This window comes from Sulfuricurvum sp., assembly GCF_041651515.1.
Lineage (GTDB): Bacteria > Campylobacterota > Campylobacteria > Campylobacterales > Sulfurimonadaceae > Sulfuricurvum.
This window is the reverse complement of record NZ_JBAZJF010000010.1, coordinates 1-15532: the sequence shown is the minus strand read 5'-3', so window position 1 is coordinate 15532 and position 15532 is coordinate 1. Positions and strand designations below refer to the sequence as shown.

Annotated in this window: 28 protein-coding genes; 3 read left to right on the top strand and 25 right to left on the bottom strand. The window is 41.8% G+C overall.

The window, feature by feature from the left end; translation table 11 throughout:
- Positions 1 to 67: 67 nt before the first annotated feature.
- From WC407_RS13250 to WC407_RS13225, 6 genes are all read right to left on the bottom strand, one after another.
- A complete protein-coding gene (locus tag WC407_RS13250; protein ID WP_373023151.1) occupies positions 68 to 400 on the bottom strand; it encodes a YraN family protein in 333 nt (110 codons plus the stop codon).
- 4 nt (positions 401 to 404) lie between these two features.
- Positions 405 to 2480, bottom strand: a complete 2076-nt coding sequence (locus WC407_RS13245) for a molybdopterin oxidoreductase family protein (RefSeq protein WP_373023150.1) — start codon at positions 2478 to 2480, stop codon at positions 405 to 407.
- 25 nt (positions 2481 to 2505) lie between these two features.
- A complete protein-coding gene (locus WC407_RS13240; RefSeq protein WP_373023149.1) occupies positions 2506 to 3258 on the bottom strand; it encodes an SDR family NAD(P)-dependent oxidoreductase in 753 nt (250 codons plus the stop codon).
- Positions 3258 to 3563, bottom strand: coding sequence for a CcdB family protein (locus WC407_RS13235; protein WP_373023148.1), 306 nt, complete (start codon positions 3561 to 3563; stop codon positions 3258 to 3260). The genes WC407_RS13240 and WC407_RS13235 overlap by 1 nt, the downstream gene beginning before the upstream one ends.
- Positions 3563 to 3808, bottom strand: coding sequence for a type II toxin-antitoxin system CcdA family antitoxin (locus WC407_RS13230; protein WP_373023147.1), 246 nt, complete (start codon positions 3806 to 3808; stop codon positions 3563 to 3565). Before WC407_RS13230 ends, WC407_RS13235 begins: the two co-directional genes overlap by 1 nt.
- Positions 3809 to 3947: 139 nt before the next feature.
- Positions 3948 to 4952: a hypothetical protein gene (locus tag WC407_RS13225; RefSeq protein WP_373023146.1), complete on the bottom strand. Its 1005-nt coding sequence runs from the start codon at positions 4950 to 4952 to the stop codon at positions 3948 to 3950.
- Between the two features lie 39 nt (positions 4953 to 4991).
- On the opposite strand from WC407_RS13225, the gene WC407_RS13220 reads away from it, so the two are divergent.
- The 3 genes from WC407_RS13220 to WC407_RS13210 are packed head-to-tail and all read left to right on the top strand — an operon-like array spanning position 4992 to position 6379.
- On the top strand, positions 4992 to 5831 hold the full coding sequence (locus WC407_RS13220; RefSeq protein WP_373023145.1) for a S1 RNA-binding domain-containing protein: 840 nt from the start codon (positions 4992 to 4994) through the stop codon (positions 5829 to 5831).
- Complete coding sequence (locus tag WC407_RS13215; protein ID WP_373023144.1) at positions 5821 to 6036, top strand: hypothetical protein; 216 nt, start codon at positions 5821 to 5823, stop codon at positions 6034 to 6036. Before WC407_RS13220 ends, WC407_RS13215 begins: the two co-directional genes overlap by 11 nt.
- A 28-nt stretch (positions 6037 to 6064) precedes the next feature.
- On the top strand, positions 6065 to 6379 hold the full coding sequence (locus WC407_RS13210; protein WP_373023143.1) for a pyrimidine/purine nucleoside phosphorylase: 315 nt from the start codon (positions 6065 to 6067) through the stop codon (positions 6377 to 6379).
- A gap of 24 nt (positions 6380 to 6403) precedes the next feature.
- On the opposite strand, the gene WC407_RS13205 is transcribed toward WC407_RS13210, so the two are convergent.
- The 19 genes from WC407_RS13205 to rplV form a co-directional block, all read right to left on the bottom strand.
- Entirely contained in the window at positions 6404 to 7087 is a 684-nt protein-coding gene (locus tag WC407_RS13205; protein WP_373023142.1) for a tetratricopeptide repeat protein, read from the bottom strand.
- A 13-nt stretch (positions 7088 to 7100) separates the two neighbouring features.
- Positions 7101 to 7721 carry a uracil phosphoribosyltransferase gene (gene upp, locus WC407_RS13200; RefSeq protein WP_373023141.1) on the bottom strand — a complete coding sequence of 207 codons (621 nt, stop codon included), beginning with the start codon at positions 7719 to 7721 and terminating at the stop codon, positions 7101 to 7103.
- A gap of 77 nt (positions 7722 to 7798) precedes the next feature.
- Positions 7799 to 8017, bottom strand: a complete 219-nt coding sequence (infA, locus tag WC407_RS13195; protein WP_013459075.1) for a translation initiation factor IF-1 — start codon at positions 8015 to 8017, stop codon at positions 7799 to 7801.
- Between the two features lie 11 nt (positions 8018 to 8028).
- Positions 8029 to 8787, bottom strand: a complete 759-nt coding sequence (map, locus tag WC407_RS13190; RefSeq protein ID WP_373023140.1) for a type I methionyl aminopeptidase — start codon at positions 8785 to 8787, stop codon at positions 8029 to 8031.
- A gap of 2 nt (positions 8788 to 8789) precedes the next feature.
- On the bottom strand, positions 8790 to 10052 hold the full coding sequence (gene secY, locus WC407_RS13185; protein WP_373023139.1) for a preprotein translocase subunit SecY: 1263 nt from the start codon (positions 10050 to 10052) through the stop codon (positions 8790 to 8792).
- Positions 10052 to 10450, bottom strand: a complete 399-nt coding sequence (gene rplO, locus WC407_RS13180) for a 50S ribosomal protein L15 (protein WP_373023138.1) — start codon at positions 10448 to 10450, stop codon at positions 10052 to 10054. Before rplO ends, secY begins: the two co-directional genes overlap by 1 nt.
- Before the next feature lie 3 nt (positions 10451 to 10453).
- Positions 10454 to 10897, bottom strand: a complete 444-nt coding sequence (gene rpsE, locus WC407_RS13175) for a 30S ribosomal protein S5 (protein WP_015652609.1) — start codon at positions 10895 to 10897, stop codon at positions 10454 to 10456.
- Between the two features lie 10 nt (positions 10898 to 10907).
- The gene (gene rplR, locus WC407_RS13170) at positions 10908 to 11264 is read right to left on the bottom strand and encodes a 50S ribosomal protein L18 (protein ID WP_373023137.1); all 357 of its coding nucleotides are present in this window, start codon (positions 11262 to 11264) and stop codon (positions 10908 to 10910) included.
- A gap of 11 nt (positions 11265 to 11275) precedes the next feature.
- Positions 11276 to 11812, bottom strand: coding sequence for a 50S ribosomal protein L6 (rplF, locus tag WC407_RS13165; RefSeq protein ID WP_373023136.1), 537 nt, complete (start codon positions 11810 to 11812; stop codon positions 11276 to 11278).
- Between the two features lie 9 nt (positions 11813 to 11821).
- Entirely contained in the window at positions 11822 to 12217 is a 396-nt protein-coding gene (rpsH, locus tag WC407_RS13160; protein WP_373023134.1) for a 30S ribosomal protein S8, read from the bottom strand.
- 41 nt (positions 12218 to 12258) lie between these two features.
- On the bottom strand, positions 12259 to 12444 hold the full coding sequence (locus WC407_RS13155; RefSeq protein WP_041666707.1) for a type Z 30S ribosomal protein S14: 186 nt from the start codon (positions 12442 to 12444) through the stop codon (positions 12259 to 12261).
- Positions 12444 to 12989 (bottom strand): 50S ribosomal protein L5, encoded by a 546-nt coding sequence (rplE, locus tag WC407_RS13150; protein WP_373023133.1) that lies wholly within the window; start codon positions 12987 to 12989, stop codon positions 12444 to 12446. The genes WC407_RS13155 and rplE overlap by 1 nt, the downstream gene beginning before the upstream one ends.
- A gap of 2 nt (positions 12990 to 12991) precedes the next feature.
- Complete coding sequence (gene rplX, locus WC407_RS13145) at positions 12992 to 13222, bottom strand: 50S ribosomal protein L24 (protein ID WP_373023132.1); 231 nt, start codon at positions 13220 to 13222, stop codon at positions 12992 to 12994.
- Positions 13222 to 13590: a 50S ribosomal protein L14 gene (gene rplN, locus WC407_RS13140; protein WP_373023131.1), complete on the bottom strand. Its 369-nt coding sequence runs from the start codon at positions 13588 to 13590 to the stop codon at positions 13222 to 13224. The genes rplX and rplN overlap by 1 nt, the downstream gene beginning before the upstream one ends.
- The gene (gene rpsQ, locus WC407_RS13135) at positions 13587 to 13838 is read right to left on the bottom strand and encodes a 30S ribosomal protein S17 (protein WP_373023130.1); all 252 of its coding nucleotides are present in this window, start codon (positions 13836 to 13838) and stop codon (positions 13587 to 13589) included. Before rpsQ ends, rplN begins: the two co-directional genes overlap by 4 nt.
- A 10-nt stretch (positions 13839 to 13848) precedes the next feature.
- A complete protein-coding gene (gene rpmC, locus WC407_RS13130; protein ID WP_373023129.1) occupies positions 13849 to 14034 on the bottom strand; it encodes a 50S ribosomal protein L29 in 186 nt (61 codons plus the stop codon).
- Positions 14021 to 14446, bottom strand: coding sequence for a 50S ribosomal protein L16 (gene rplP / locus WC407_RS13125; RefSeq protein ID WP_373023128.1), 426 nt, complete (start codon positions 14444 to 14446; stop codon positions 14021 to 14023). Before rplP ends, rpmC begins: the two co-directional genes overlap by 14 nt.
- Before the next feature lie 2 nt (positions 14447 to 14448).
- Positions 14449 to 15159 (bottom strand): 30S ribosomal protein S3, encoded by a 711-nt coding sequence (gene rpsC, locus WC407_RS13120; protein ID WP_373023127.1) that lies wholly within the window; start codon positions 15157 to 15159, stop codon positions 14449 to 14451.
- Between the two features lie 2 nt (positions 15160 to 15161).
- Positions 15162 to 15479: a 50S ribosomal protein L22 gene (gene rplV / locus WC407_RS13115; RefSeq protein WP_013459059.1), complete on the bottom strand. Its 318-nt coding sequence runs from the start codon at positions 15477 to 15479 to the stop codon at positions 15162 to 15164.
- Positions 15480 to 15532 lie beyond the last annotated feature (53 nt).

Below are 15532 nucleotides of genomic sequence, written 5' to 3'. Positions count from 1 at the left end.
AACCAAAAATAATTTCGCAATCATTATACCTATTTGACGAATCTAATGTAAATAAAAACACTGAATTTTAGAAAGTTATGTTTTCTATATGATCAATAGCCTCATCGGTAACAATAAGAGCATCAATGCAATAAGCTAAATCAAGACGTTTTTTTTGGAGATAGGTTTGGATAGTACGGTTTAGTTTTTGAAGTTTTGCGCAGGTAATGTTACCAACAGCTTGCTCATAGCTTTGAGCGCTTTTCACTTCGACAAAATGGATCACATTATCTTTGAGGGCAATAATATCGATCTCGCCAAAGCGATTGTAAACGTTGCGGTCGATAATTCGATATCCGCGTAATCGGAGGAAATCACATCCGCGCTCTTCGGCAACATTACCTTTGGCACGGGTGTGCACGATTTTAGTCCAAATAGTCGGGTTTGATCACCTCGACTTTAATCGATTTGAATCTTGCCGTTTTGATCAATTCATCAGCCTCATCCCCAAAAAGAAAATTGATTTGGCTTTTGGCGTGATGAAAGGTCGTAAACAATGTCCCTTTTTTAACGGTCGAACTCACTTTTACTCGAAGCGGCGCGCTTTGCCCATACTGGCTTTTAAGGACAACAAAATCTTTGTACTCAAAAAATTCTTCATCCTCAACACTCACAAGCAACGTATCTTCGCTATGACTCCGGCTAAGTTTCTCGCACGCATTCGTTTGTGCAGCGTTATTATAATGGACCAGCACCCGCCCTGTCGTAAGATAATATCCCTCATGACCTTGAGTGCTCAATAACTCTTCAATCTGACCGCGAGGTGCGTATTGGTGGTAGTGAAACGACCCCTTTCCGTCTTTCGTTCGAAAAGTTCCGATATGCAGTACCGGTAAATCTTCTTCTTGAACCGGCCATTGAAGCCCCCTCAACCGGTTAGCTTCAAGCTTTTCGTAACTCGCTCCGCCAAAACGGAGGGGAGCATCAACACGAACTGCTTCCCAAACGTCGTAAGAGCTTTTTAAACCTAAATCGGTGCCATAACGTTTGGATATCTCAGCTATGACTTCCCAGTCATCGGGCATAGTAACGTTAATCAGCGGCTGAGAGAGATGAAGTCGCCGTTCTGCATTCACATAAACACCTGTTTTTTCATAGGCACTTTTTACCCCGAAAATGATGTCGGCAAATTTGGTAATCTCATTATCAAACAGTTCATTGACAATAAGGAGATCAAGATTTCTGAGGGCCGTATGTATTTTGGTTTGGTTAGGGTGAATATGGGCAATATCTTCACTGATATTAAACAGTGCTTTGATTTTTCCTTCCACCATCGCATCGATCAGATCAGGGGTCATCATCCCCACCTCTTTGGGGGGTTGATAATCGGGAGCATAGTAAGGGAGCATCCCCACATCGCATGTCCCTTGGACATTATTTTGCCCTCGCAGTGGCATCAATCCTGCTCCTCGTTTTCCGATGTTTCCCGTCAACATCGCGAGATGGGTGATTGCCATCACCGCATATGAACCGTCCAGATGCTCCGTAATCCCTAGACCCCAGAAAAAAAGGCTTTTTCGTGTGGCATATTTTCGTGCAACAATCCGAATCTCTTCTACGAGCGATTCATATCCTGGGATTTGTAACAAAAATTCAGGATTGGCATACGGGTCATTCACAATAGCTTGTTTGTACTCCTCATACCCTTTGGTTCGAGAAGTCACGAACTCCGCATTAACCAAATTTTCCTCGATGATGACATATGCCATCATGTTCAAGATCATAAGATTGGCTTCGTAGGGGATACTCAAATGATGGGTTGCCGATTTGGAGAGCTGAATACGGCGTACATCGAGAACCGCAAGTTCAACCTCTTTTTGTTTGATCACATCCAGCATGCGATTGGCAACGATAGGGTGCCCCTCGCTCGTGTTTGAACCCATTACCACCATAAATTCGGTCTCGTAAATATCATCAAACGGGTTCGTCATGGCCCCTTCTCCGATGGTCGTACGCATCCCTTTTAACGAAGGAGCGTGACATACACGGGCACAGTTATCGACATGAGGAGAACCAACCACGTGACGGGTAAAGTGCTGAAACAAATACGAACCTTCGCAGCTTGTCCGTGCTCCGCCGATCGCGGCAAAACTGTGTGCACCGTGTTCATTCGTTATCGACTTGAGTTTACGAGCAGCAAGTTCATAAGCACTCTCATAACTGATTTCGTAAAAATCGTTTCCAATCGGCTCTAGATAGTCCATATCCAGATCGGCAAATAACGATGCATTGGCATTCAAAAACGACTTGCGGACGCGCGCGTTGCGAAGACGCTTTGGATGGGTAACAAAATCCCATCCCTGCTTTCCTTTAATGCACAGTCTCCCCTGAGATACGGTACCTTCTTCTTTGGCAAAGATTTTTTGGATTTTATTATCTTCCACTTCAGCGGAAATATCACACCCTACGCCGCAATAGGTACAAACGCTGTCGATGATCATAAAGATATTTCCTTGATAGTACGGGTTATGCACCCTTTTTAAAATTAGTGAAGTTTACAATTTTGTCTCTTAAGGACTGCGGAAGTAGCGTAAGAATTCGAATCATTAAGGTAAATCTAAAAGGAAAAGCATAGCGTATTCTTTTCCGTTCAATCGCATGGGTAATCCTCTCTATCCCTTTGTCGGTCGTCATCAAAAACGGCATTTTAAAGCGGTTCTTCTGCGTCATCTCAGAATCGATAAATCCGGGCATGATCGTCATGACGGTAATGCCATGCGGTTTTAACTGATAATGCAGCCCTTCAGAATAGGCATTAAGTGCCCGCTTGGAACTGCTGTACGCAATCGAAGTCGGCATCGTAAAGAGTGAGGCAAGAGACGAAATGAAAACGATCTCTCCTGATTTTTGCGCCATTAGTTTAGGGATGATCGGTTCTAAGAGGGCATGAACACTCAAAAAGTTGGTGCCAAACAGACGATAAAAATCTTCAAACGGAGTTATTCCCCCTGCATGCCCTGTTGATACTCCGGCATTAAGGATGATTCGATCGATCGGCTTTTCTATTAGTCTCTTACCAATCTCACCCATAAGTAAGAAGTTATTTACATCTGCAATGATGGTTTTGACCTCAGCTCCTTTTTCACGGCATTTTTGCGCTATATCGTTTAAGCGATTTTCTCTACGGGCGATCAGCACTAAATCATTTTCGTTTGTCGCATAATAAAGTGCCAATGCCGCACCTAAACCGCTGCTTGCTCCGGTAATGATTATACGCATTAAAACCCACTCACTAAAAAATCAAGTGCGGCAATAATATCACTCCGTTGTTCTTTTAATGAACCAACTTTTTCTCCTAAAATAGAGCGTTCCATCCCAGCCATCTCTTGTGTTAGCATCGCTACGTTTTCTCCATTAATCTCAAAAATGGGATTCAAGTGTTTCATAAACTTCCCTTCTCGTGCCAAAGGGACAACAACACACGTAGTTAATGCACTTAGTAAATCTGTCTGAATATTAAGGAGATAAGGGATTTCGGTATTACTCTCTATATTGTTATTATGATAAACATCAAATTGTGCCATTAGAACCGTCTCAATCCGCTACTAAATACACCCCGTTTCTGAACACGTTGGTTATAGTCGTCAATCGCACTTTGATTCTCACTCAGCCACATTTTTTCTTTTTGCTCAACAATTTTTTCTGCCAAAGACTCTTCCAATGATTTTGAAAGATTTATTTTCAACTCTTTTGCTTGCTGTAGTAAATCACTGTTGATACTTAAATTCGCCGATTTTTTTGGGGCATTTGGATTATAAATAGCTGTCATCACATTCTCCATGCGTATTAATTATGCGCATTATAACATGATATAAATATAGATACCCACTAAAATTTGGAATGACAAAGCATATTTATTTGAAGTTAAAAACGATAATATGAAATTTTTCTTGATGAGCCTAGACTCCTTATGCTACTGAATTATCTAAATTTGATAGTATATTGATTAACGATGAATAGTAATATTTACAAGGATTACCCATCATTTTTGTTTGATATATATTACTAACTCCAGCATTTTTTTCAAATTCACGCTTGTATTTTAGGGAGTGATAGTATTGTTCATCCATATACAATTCAAATCCTATATGTATCTTCTCTTTAATAGCTTTCCGCGCTGTTTCTTCTATATCCTTCAGCTGTGCAAATGGAATTCCCAAACTGTTTAGTGAAATGTGATTACAAGATTCGGAAATATGCAACAGTGGATCATCATAATATTCATTACTTCCTTGAGCTATAACAGTATAGGTACTAAGCCCCAATGTAGTTTGATAAATTGTATTAATTTCACTCGCAAGTTGAATAAAAACTTCAGGTTGATAGTCGCTTTGGCTGTTGCTTTTGAAATACCTAACTGACCAGTTACTTTTTAGTAAAATACTATCAGCAAACGATATAAACGAAATCTCTGGATATTTTGCCGATAAGGTATCAATTGCATTCCTTAGCGCAATTAGTTTATCTCTTGTCATTTCACCGCGTTCGAGTGCAATTTTGACATTTACTGCATCTATGAGTGCAAATATAGAGTATGATCGTAAATATAGATTCTCTAGCCACTTACTAGTAACAAAAAGACGTGGCTTTTCGTCGTATTTCTCACTGCCAACACAAGCGATAAATTGATTTTTTGGCAAAGTTATTGTAACTTCGTGAAATCGATCATTACCATTTGGGTACCAAGATAATTCTATTGTGTTTTCAGTTATTACCCTCGCAGCAATATAACCCACCTTACCAACATGCTGATATTTTTTTCCATCGAATACTTTTAACATCGCATTCTCGTACTGATGCAAATAGCATTCATCAATTAAAAATAAATCACGATCTAGTGGTATTTCTTCAAATTTGTAATTATCAAAATCTTCATGTTGAAACAAAGCTCGACCTCCTGTTTTTAATATCATCCTATCTCCACACAGTCAATCTCAGCTATAATTATACCTATGAATGAAACACTAAAAATCGGGGAGATTAATATCCTCGTTATCGATCGGGATACGACACCCGGACTTTTTTTACGCGCCTTAGATGAGAGCGATATTTTATTGCCCAACCAATACGTCACGGACACCATGCACATCGGCGATACCATAGACGTATTTGTCTATACCGATTCCGAAGATCGCCCCGTCGCTACGACCTCAACACCCAAAGCAATGGTGAATGAAATCGCCTTTGTCGAAGTTGTCGATACTACGGCTATCGGTGCGTTTATCGATTGGGGATTGCCCAAAGATCTGTTTATCCCGCGTGTCTACCAAAAACGTCCTTTTACCCTCGGTGAAAAACGGCTGATACGTGTCATTTTAGATGAAAAGACTAACCGCCTTGTCGGGACGGAAAAAATAAGCGGGGCTCTCATCGATGCGCCCAAAACCTTTTACCCCAATACTCCGGTAGAGTTTATAATCATTGCCAAAACGCCGCTGGGGTACAAAGCAATTATTGATCACCGTTATGAGGGTATGATCTACGCCAATGAAGTTTTTGAAACGGTTCGCGTCGGCGATATAAAACACGGGTTTGTTAAACAACGCCGTGATGATGGAAAACTCGATCTTTCCCTCCAAATGATCGGTAAAGCCAAAGCCTCCAATGCGGCGGATAAAATTTATGAGATGCTGGCCAAAAACGGGGGAATGCTCCCCTATAACTATAAAAGTGATCCCGAGGTTATACAAAAAATCTTTGGACTTAGTAAAAAGAATTTCAAGAGTGCCTTGACCCAATTGGTCGATAATAAAAAAATTACAGTTCAGGAGAACGGAATTTATGGGATATAGACCAAAGAAAAGCCCTTTCAGTCATCTAAAAGCGCGCAATCTAAGTTATAAAGAAGATGATCAAACCTTTACCCTTATCAGTTTTAATCGTGACTCAATGCTCTTGGAAGTTCATATCAATGACGGGAAAGAGACCAAAATCGTGACCGATTTTCCCTTTGCCCATCTCCCTAAAAAGATTAAGCAAGAGCTCAATCCGCTATAATTCCACTACTATTTTTTAAAGGATTTGAATGTCTCAATTTATCAATGTAACCGCAGATAAAAAAGCGAACGTCTATTTTGATGGGAAAGTAACCAGCCGGACTCTTCATTTTGCGGATGGAAGTATCAAAACACTAGGAATCATGTTACCGGGTGAATATACCTTTAATACGGGTGATAAAGAGATCATGGAAATTATGTCCGGAGAAATGGACGTTCAGCTTCCTGCTTCGGAAGAATGGATCAGCATTACAGGGCCACAAAGTTTCGACGTTCCTGCAAACAGCGCGTTTCACTTGAAAGTTAAAACCGTTTCAGACTACTGCTGCAGTTTTGTAAAATAGCAGTTAGGGAGATATCCTCTCCCGCTAGCGTACCTCTACCATCGATGCGCTTATCCACCCCTCTTTCTCAAACGCTTTCCACCCTTTTTCCATTATAATCCCGCTTATTTTATAATAACTGCCTCGTTTGCTTTTGGCTGTAAAAGTCGTTTTTACTTTATAATGGGTGCAATCCGTTCCTCCGGGTTGTGTACAGACAAGATTGTCTTCTTTACATGAAAATTTTACAGGAACTATCTCTTCTATATCACCCGTTGCCATTAGAGCTTCCGGCTTGTTTTCTACTTTTTTATCCAATTTATTATCTATAATCCCCAAAAGAAGTTTTCGCGCCTCTTTGTCCCCTTGTTTTGCAGCAAGCGATAGCCACATCATCGCAAAACCGTCATTTTGTTCAACGCCGCGTCCCGATACATACATAATTCCAATATTATACTGCGCGTCAATGTGCCCTTGCAACGCCGATTTTTTGTACCACTGCGCCGCTAATGTATCATCTTTTTCCACTCCAAGACCCCGTTCATAAATAACGCCTACTTGAAATTGGGCAACCTTATCTCCCCGTAATGCATCGGTATAAAGCTTCCAGAATTCCTCTGTATACTTGGATTCATCCAACGTATTAAGAATATCATCTGCATAGCTGTATATACTATTTCCCATTATTAATACAAGGACTATGATCCATTGCAGAAGTGTTTTTTTCATTATCAAATCCCTTTTACAATGTATTAAAAGCTCTATCTCCGGCATCGCCCAGCCCGGGTATAATAAATTTGTCATTCGATAGATTCGCATCTATTTGCGCAATAACTATCATAACATCCGGATGAACGGCTTCAACGGTTGCAATTCCCTCAGGCGAAGCAATAATATTGAGAGTAATAATTTTTTCTGCACCTTTCTCCTTGATTACCCTTATAGCATCACATAACGAGCCTCCGGTAGCCACCATAGGATCGACCAGAATCACTGTTTTACCTGTACAATCACCGATCCTGTCATAATACAAAACACTTTCATGGGTGTATTCATCCCGTTTCATCCCCAAGAATCCTGATACTGATCCTTGGAGCATTTCTATCAAAGCTTCATGCATCGGTAATGCTGCTCTCAAGACAGATACAACCATAATGGAAGACTCGTCGATAAACTCAAACTCATTTGTCCCTCTCCAGGTTTCAATCCGTTTTAACATCAAATCAATTTCACTTAGCCCTTCATACGCCAGTAATTTTGTGATTTCATGAATCGTATGTCGAAAAACGAATGGTGAGAGATTAATATCCCGTAATGTGTTGACCAAGGAAGAGAGTAAAGGGTGTTGTGGTGAGATGTGCATTGTCCCTCTTTTGAGTAAATGCACTATTATAGTAGATTATTTTATTTTGATCCACCGCCTGCAAAGCGCAGGGGGAATTATTTATAGCGGTAAGTAATACGGCCTTTGTCCAGACTATAAGGAGTTAGCTCGATTTTAACCGTATCTCCCGGTAGAATTTTAATGTAGTGCATTCGCATTTTACCTGCGATATGACACAAAATTACATGCCCGTTCGGCAACTCAACACGAAACGTTGCGTTTGGTAGTGCCTCAATAATCTTTCCGTCAACTTCAATGACATCATCTTTTGCCATAATGATCCTTTTTACGCGATTGATAATATTTCAGCTCTACCGTTGATAATCGCAACCGTATGCTCATAATGAGAGCCTCTCAGCCCATCCGTACTCACGACATCCCAACCATTTGCCAAAATTTTGGATTGCCCCTCTTTTTGACAAATCATCGGCTCTAGACAAAAAACCATTCCGTTTTTTATCTTGGGTCCCGCTTTGGTATTGTTCCCATCTAAATAGTTGGGAATTTCAGGTTCCTCATGCGGTTTTTTACCGATCCCATGACCGCAAAAGTTTCTCAACGGGACAAATCCCCGTGAAAGGATAAATTGTTCCATTTCGTATGAGAGCTCTTTAAAACGCATTCCGTCTTTGATAATATCGATCGCAAAATAGAGGGTATCTTTAGCACATGCAATCAATGCTTCGTCTTCGGGAGTTATCTTCCCTACCCCAAGCGATATTGCAGCATCACCGAAATACCCCCCTTTTTTCGTTCCGACATCAAATCCAACAATATCACCCTCACATAGAGCGTAATCGGTCGGAATACCGTGAATAATCACCTCATTGACAGAAGTACAAACGGCACTGGGGAAACCGTAGAGACCTTTGAAAGAGGGGATGGCACCATGCGAGCGAATATACTCCTCACCCATAGCGTCAAGTTCCTTCAAGGTAATTCCCGGTTTTGCGTGTTGAGCCAATAGCTCCAGCGTCCCCGCCACAATTTGATTGGCGGAACGAAGGAGTGCTATTTCACTGTGTTTGCGTAGCGCAATCGCCATTTTTAAAGGCCAACCGCGCTAAGAGTTTGGTATTTGCTCATGTATACTTGCGCTTCAATACGACGCATAGTATCCAATGCAACTTGAACAACGATCAATACGGCTGTTCCACCAAAGTAAAATGGAACGCCCATCGCTTTTACAGCTACCCATGGAAGTGTCGCAACCAATCCCAAATAAATGGCACCGGTGAACGTCAAACGGCTTGCTGTTTCATTCAAAAACTCTTTGGTTGAATCACCCGGTCTTACACCTGGGATAAATCCGCCTTGACGCTTTAAATTATCGGCAATATCTTTTGCATTAAAAACAATTGATGCATAAAAATAAGCAAAAAAGACGACAAACAAAAATTGTAAAAAGTTAAAGAAATAGTGATGTGGATTAAGAACATCCGCAATCGCTTGTATCGTCGGATTCGTACTGGACGAAAGGACTGTCATCGGAAACATCAAAATGGCCGAAGCAAAAATGACGGGAATAACACCCGCGAGGTTTACTTTGACCGGAATATAGTTCATAACCCGTTTATTCTGATTTTGAAGCATTGTCTTTTTGGCATAGGTTACCGGAATACGGCGTTCCCCAAGCTCAACATAAATAATGACCAAAATAGTAGCTACAATCAAGGCGACAATCGCTAATACAGCAATAAAACTCATTGCTCCGGTATTAACCATAGTAATTGCTTGACTGATACCGCTTGGAATAGCCGAAACAATCCCTGCGAAAATAATCAAAGAGACACCGTTACCGATACCGCTTTGGGTGATTTGCTCCCCGATCCACATCAACAACATGGTTCCTGCCAACATTGATACCGTTGCCAAAAGGATAAATGTCGAATGATCGACCAAAATCGCACTTCCGCCATCTTTTCCTGTCATGCTTTGAAGACCGATACTCACGCCGATTGCTTGTACAATCGTGATCACAATCGTTGCATAACGGATTATTTGCATGTATTTCACCATACCGTCACGCTCTTTTTTCATTTGACCTAATGTAGGAAAGGTCGCAGCAAGAAGTTCCATGATAATTGAAGCAGTGATATAAGGCATAATACCAAGAGAGATAATGGAGAGGCGTTCTACGGCTTTACCGCTAAACATATTAAACAAACCTAGCGCGTCTGCTTGGTGAGAATCAAAAAACGAAGCGAGGACGGCAGTGTCAACACCCGGTACCGGCACGTATGCCAGTAGTCGGTAGATAAAAAGAAAACCGATCGTTATTAAGATCTTGTTTACAATTTGTTGGTTCATTATTTACCAGTAGTTGTAACGTTTTCGTCTTTGATTTTAGATGCTAAGTTGATAGCGCTTGCGCCGACAAGTTTAACACTTGTGACCGATTTTTTCAAACGGTGTACACTACGGATTGTTTCCATTGTGATCTCTTCAAGTGCAGCAACTTCCGCTACGCGCTCTACATTGATAACATATGGTTTTACAACACGTGATGTAAATCCGATTTTTGGCAAACGGCGAGCAAGTGGTTGTTGTCCACCCTCAAAGTTACGTTTTTCATTGTAACCTTTACGAGCTTTTTGACCTTTATGACCTTTACCCGCTGTTTTACCTTGTCCACTACCTTGACCACGGCCAAGACGTTTTGTGCTGTGGGTTGACCCCTCAGCAGGTGTAAGATTTTCTAATGCCATCACTTATCCTTTGATGCGTGAAAGTGCGTCAATTGTCGCACGTACCACGGTGTTTGGATTGTTTGAACCCAAAGACTTCGTAAGGATGTCTTGGATCCCGGCAAGCTCAAGTACAGGACGTGTTGCGCCACCGGCGATAACTCCCGTACCTTCAGATGCAGGTTTAAGCAAAATGCGGCTTGCATTGTATTTAACTTCGATATCGTGAGCGATGGTAGTCCCTTTGATCTTCACGTTAGTGAGATTTTTGAACGCTTCATCAACCGCTTTACGAATAGCATCGGGAACCTCTTTGGCTTTACCGACACCGTAACCGACAGTCCCTTTTTTGTTACCTACGACCACAAGAGCCGTAAAGCGGAAACGACGTCCACCCTTTACAACTTTTGTAACACGACCGATATTTACGATCGCTTCTGAGAATTCTTCTCTGTTAATCGGATTCATCCATCAGCCCTTAAAACTTAATTTCATTTGCACGAAGTGCATCGGCAAACGCTTTTATAACACCGTGATACAAAAATCCGTTACGGTCAAATGTAACTTCATTGATGCCGGCATCTTTGAGGGTTTGAGCAAAGGTAGCAGCCGCTTTTTCAGCACTTTCTTTGTTTGCTTTAAGACCCAAAGTTTTTGAGTGTACCGCTGCAAGGGTTACCCCAAGATCATCATTAATTGCTTGCGCACTGATGAAACGGTTCGAACGAAATACAGAAACACGTGGCAAAGCCGCGCATCCTGAGATTTTAGAGCGAATACGGCGTTTACGCTGAAGGCGTTTTGCCGATTTTATTTTAAGTGTTTTACCTGTCATATCATCGCCCCTTATTTCTTAGATGTCTTACCGGCTTTACGCAGGATAGTTTCATCAGAGTATTTAACACCCTTACCTTTATAAGGCTCAGGTGGACGGAATGATCGAATCACAGCCGCAACTTGCCCAACTTGTTGTTTATCGACACCTTTGATGCTGATAACGTTTTTCTCAACTGAGATGTTCATTCCAGCAGGAATATCGAAATTGATATCATGGCTAAATCCAAGTTGAAGTTTCAAAATAGCACCTTCAACCGATGCACGATAACCAACACCGTTGATCTCAAGTTTTTTCTCAAAACCAGCCGTCAAACCAGTTAGGATATTTGCTGCTAGTGCACGGTAAGTACCCCAGAAAGCACGATCCGCTCTGGCATCAGAGTTTGTACTGAACGTCAAAGCGTTGTCTTCAAATACAACACCGCAGTTACCACGAGTATCAAGAGTTTGAGTTGTAGAACCTTTCACAAAAGTGAGTACTGTTCCGTCAATAGTTACGTTTACATCGCTAGGGATAGAAATAGGAAGTTTTCCAATACGTGACATCTTATCTCCTTACCAAATCGTACAAAGGACTTCGCCGCCAACGCCAAGCTCGAATGCTTTATCGTTAGGAAGAACCCCTTTTGAACTGCTGACGATGATGGTACCGTAACCGTTTTTGAAACGTTTAAGTTCATCTTTGCCTTTGTAAACACGGCGACCCGGTTTAGAAACACGTTTTACCTCATTGATAACCGTGCGGCCATTGTCATTGTATTTTAATACAACGTTAATAGTCTTTTTTACACCGTCTTCAACAACGTTAAAGCTCTCAATGTAACCTTTGTCTGCCAAAATAGCAACAACGGCTTCCACTACTTTAGAGTGTACTAATGTTGTTACATCTAATCGACGCATTGCTGCATTTCGGATACGAGTCAACGAATCCGAGATCAAATCATTAATCATTTATTTTCCTTATCTTAGTCGTAAGTAGTATCGAGCTGGGATTACCAGCTTGACTTTCTAACGCCTGGGATTAACCCTTCGTTTGCCATTTTACGGAAGCAAACGCGACAAATTCCGAAATCGCTGATAACAGAGTGTGGACGACCACAGATCTGACAACGAGTGTATGCACGGACGGCAAATTTTGGTGTGCGCGCCGCTTTAGCGATCATTGACTTTTTAGCCATTATTCTCTCCCTTTAGCAAACGGCATACCGATCATTTCAAGAAGTTTGAATGCATCTTTGTCCGCTGTTGCAGTCGTTACCACAGTGATATTCATCCCGTGGATTTGCATGATTGAATCATAATCAACTTCTGGGAAAATCAACTGCTCGGTAAGACCGAAGTTGTAGTTTCCGCGACCGTCGAAACCATTACGTGGAATACCACGGAAGTCTTTCATACGTGGAAGTGATACAGAGATCAATTTATCCATGAAATCGTACATTTGAGCACCGCGAAGTGTTACTTTAACACCGACCGGCATCCCTTCACGTACTTTAAATCCTGCAACAGATTTGCGTGCAACAACAACCGAAGCGCGTTGACCGGCAATATTGCTGATCGTGTCTTGGATGTTTTGGACCAATTTATTGTCTTTCATTGCAAAACCACAACCGACAGAAATGATCACTTTTTCAAGTGCAGGAACTTGCATAACGTTTGCAATTCCAAGTGCCGTTTGAAGCTCAGGTTTGAGAGCCAAATATTTATCTTTTAGTCGTGCCATGATTACGCCTCTACTTTGCGGACATTCGATGCGTCAACCGGCATCTCTTTGCTCATAAATCCGCCTTGTGGATTTTGCTCGCTAGGTTTGATCGCTTTTTTAGCAATACGAACACCCTTAACGATCACTTTGTTTTTCTTAGGCATAACTTGAAGCAATTCTGCTTTAGTACCTTTGTCATCGCCGGCGATCACTTCAACAATGTCGCCTTTTTTAAAATTAAATTTTGCCATCATACAACCTCCGGAGCAAGTGATACGATTTTCATGAAACCAGCGTAACGCACTTCGCGGCTAACAGGTCCGAAAATACGTGTACCGATTGGCTCACGTTTTTTGTCAAGAATAACCGCTGCATTTTCATCGAAACGGATCAAAGAGCCGTTATCACGGTGAACCTCTTTTTTCGTACGAACAACAACTGCAGTAACTACTTGACCTTTTTTGACCTTACCGGTTGGAGCCGCTTTTTTAACTGAAGCGATGATAACATCACCAACAGTTGCATAACGACGCTTAGAACCGCCAAGAACCTTAATACACATAATCTCTTTTGCCCCTGTGTTATCGGCTACGGCAAGACGTGTAAAACTTTGAATCATGCGTTCGCTCCTTTAACCAGAGTTTTGAGGCGGAATGATTTGCTTTTAGAAAGCGGTCGGCACTCCATCGCAATGACTTCATCACCAATTACTAATTGGTTGTTTTCGTCATGGATCATGTATTTTTTGAAACGTTTTACCGTTTTGTGGTAACGTGGGTGCATAACGCGGCGTTCAACAACGATTGTTGCTGTTTTTTCGCCGGCTTTTGAAACTACGATACCTTGAATTTCACGTTTATGTGTCATAGATCAGCCCTTACTTCACTGCGCTTAACGCGGTGTTGATGCGTGCAATGTCTTTTTTTGCCGTGCGAAGTTCGCTCGTATTGGTCAATTGCATCATTTTTTGCTTAATTTTCAAAGTGAAAAGCTCAATCTTTTTCTCTTTGAGCATACCTTGAAGTTCAGCTGCTGTTTTTTCGCTAATATCAGAATATTTCATTGCTCATCTCCGCAGTTACAATTTTGGTTTTGAACGGGAGTTTTTGCATTGCAAGCGCAAGTGCTTCACGTGCAAGAGTCTCTTCGACACCGCCCATTTCAAAAATAATACGGCCCGGTTTGATGTTCATAACCCATTGATCCACAGCACCTTTACCTTTACCCATACGCACTTCAAGTGGTTTGGCAGTCAAAGGTTTAGCTGGGAATACACGAATCCAGATTTTCCCGGTACGTTTAATGTGACGGGTTGCTGCGATACGTGCCGCTTCGATTTGACGAGAGTTAATACGTCCCGCTTCCGTTGCCTTGAAGCCGATAGAACCGAAATCAAGTTTGTTTGCTCTTTGAGCGTAACCGCGGTTACGCCCTTTCATCATTTTACGATATTTCGTACGTTTAGGCATCAACATGATTAGTTAGCCTTTCGTCGTGGACGACGTTGTTGATCTTCGCCACGCTCTTCTTTAGTTTCTTTAGCTTCTGGTTGGATACCTTTGGTGAGAACCTCACCTTTGAAAATCCAAACTTTGATACCGATTACACCGTAAGTGGTGTGCGCTTCAGCAAAACCGTAATCGATTTTTGCACGAAGGGTATGCAACGGTACGCGACCTTCAAGGTACCATTCCGTACGAGCGATCTCAGCACCGCCAAGACGACCTGCTACGGATACTTTAATACCTTTAGCTCCTGCACGTTGTGCATTTTGCATAACTTTTTTCATTGCACGGCGGAAAGCAACACGTTTTTCAAGTTGAGTAGCAACGTTTTCTGCAACAAGTTGTGCAGAAGCTTGTGCTTTTTTCTCTTCTTTGATATTAACGGCTACCGGTTTACCGATTAGGTTTTGGAGAGACTCTTTAACCTTCTCGATATCAGAACCTTTTTTACCGATGATGATACCAGGACGAGCCGCAATGATAGTAACGCGAAGACGTTTCGCAGTACGCTCGATTACGATGTTGCTCACACCCGCGTAGTAGAGTTCTTTTTTCAAATAGGTACGGATTTTGTGATCTTCGCCTAAAGAAACCGCAGCTGTTTTAAAGTTAGGGAACCAACGAGATTCCCAGTTGCGGTTAATACCAAGACGAAGTCCGATAGGATTAACTTTATGACCCATAATTATTTACCCTCTACTTCTACCAAAATGTGTGCTGTCGGCTTACGGATTCCAGAAGCGGTACCACGTGCACGTTGAGTGAAACGTTTAAGTACCGGACCGTTATCAACGCGGCATGATTTGATAACACAATCTTGCGCATCGATACCGCTGTTAGCCACTGCTGACGCAACCACTTTAGCGATGATTTTTGCCGCTTTGTTTGGAGTAAACTCCAATGCAGCCATTGCTTGCTCTGCATTCATACCTTGAACTTCGCGAGCGATCAAACGAGATTTAGTCGGAGATACGCGAACGAATTTTAATAGTGCTCTTGCCATATCTCTTCCTTATTTCCCGATTTTCTTTTGTACAGAACCTTTATGGCCCTTAA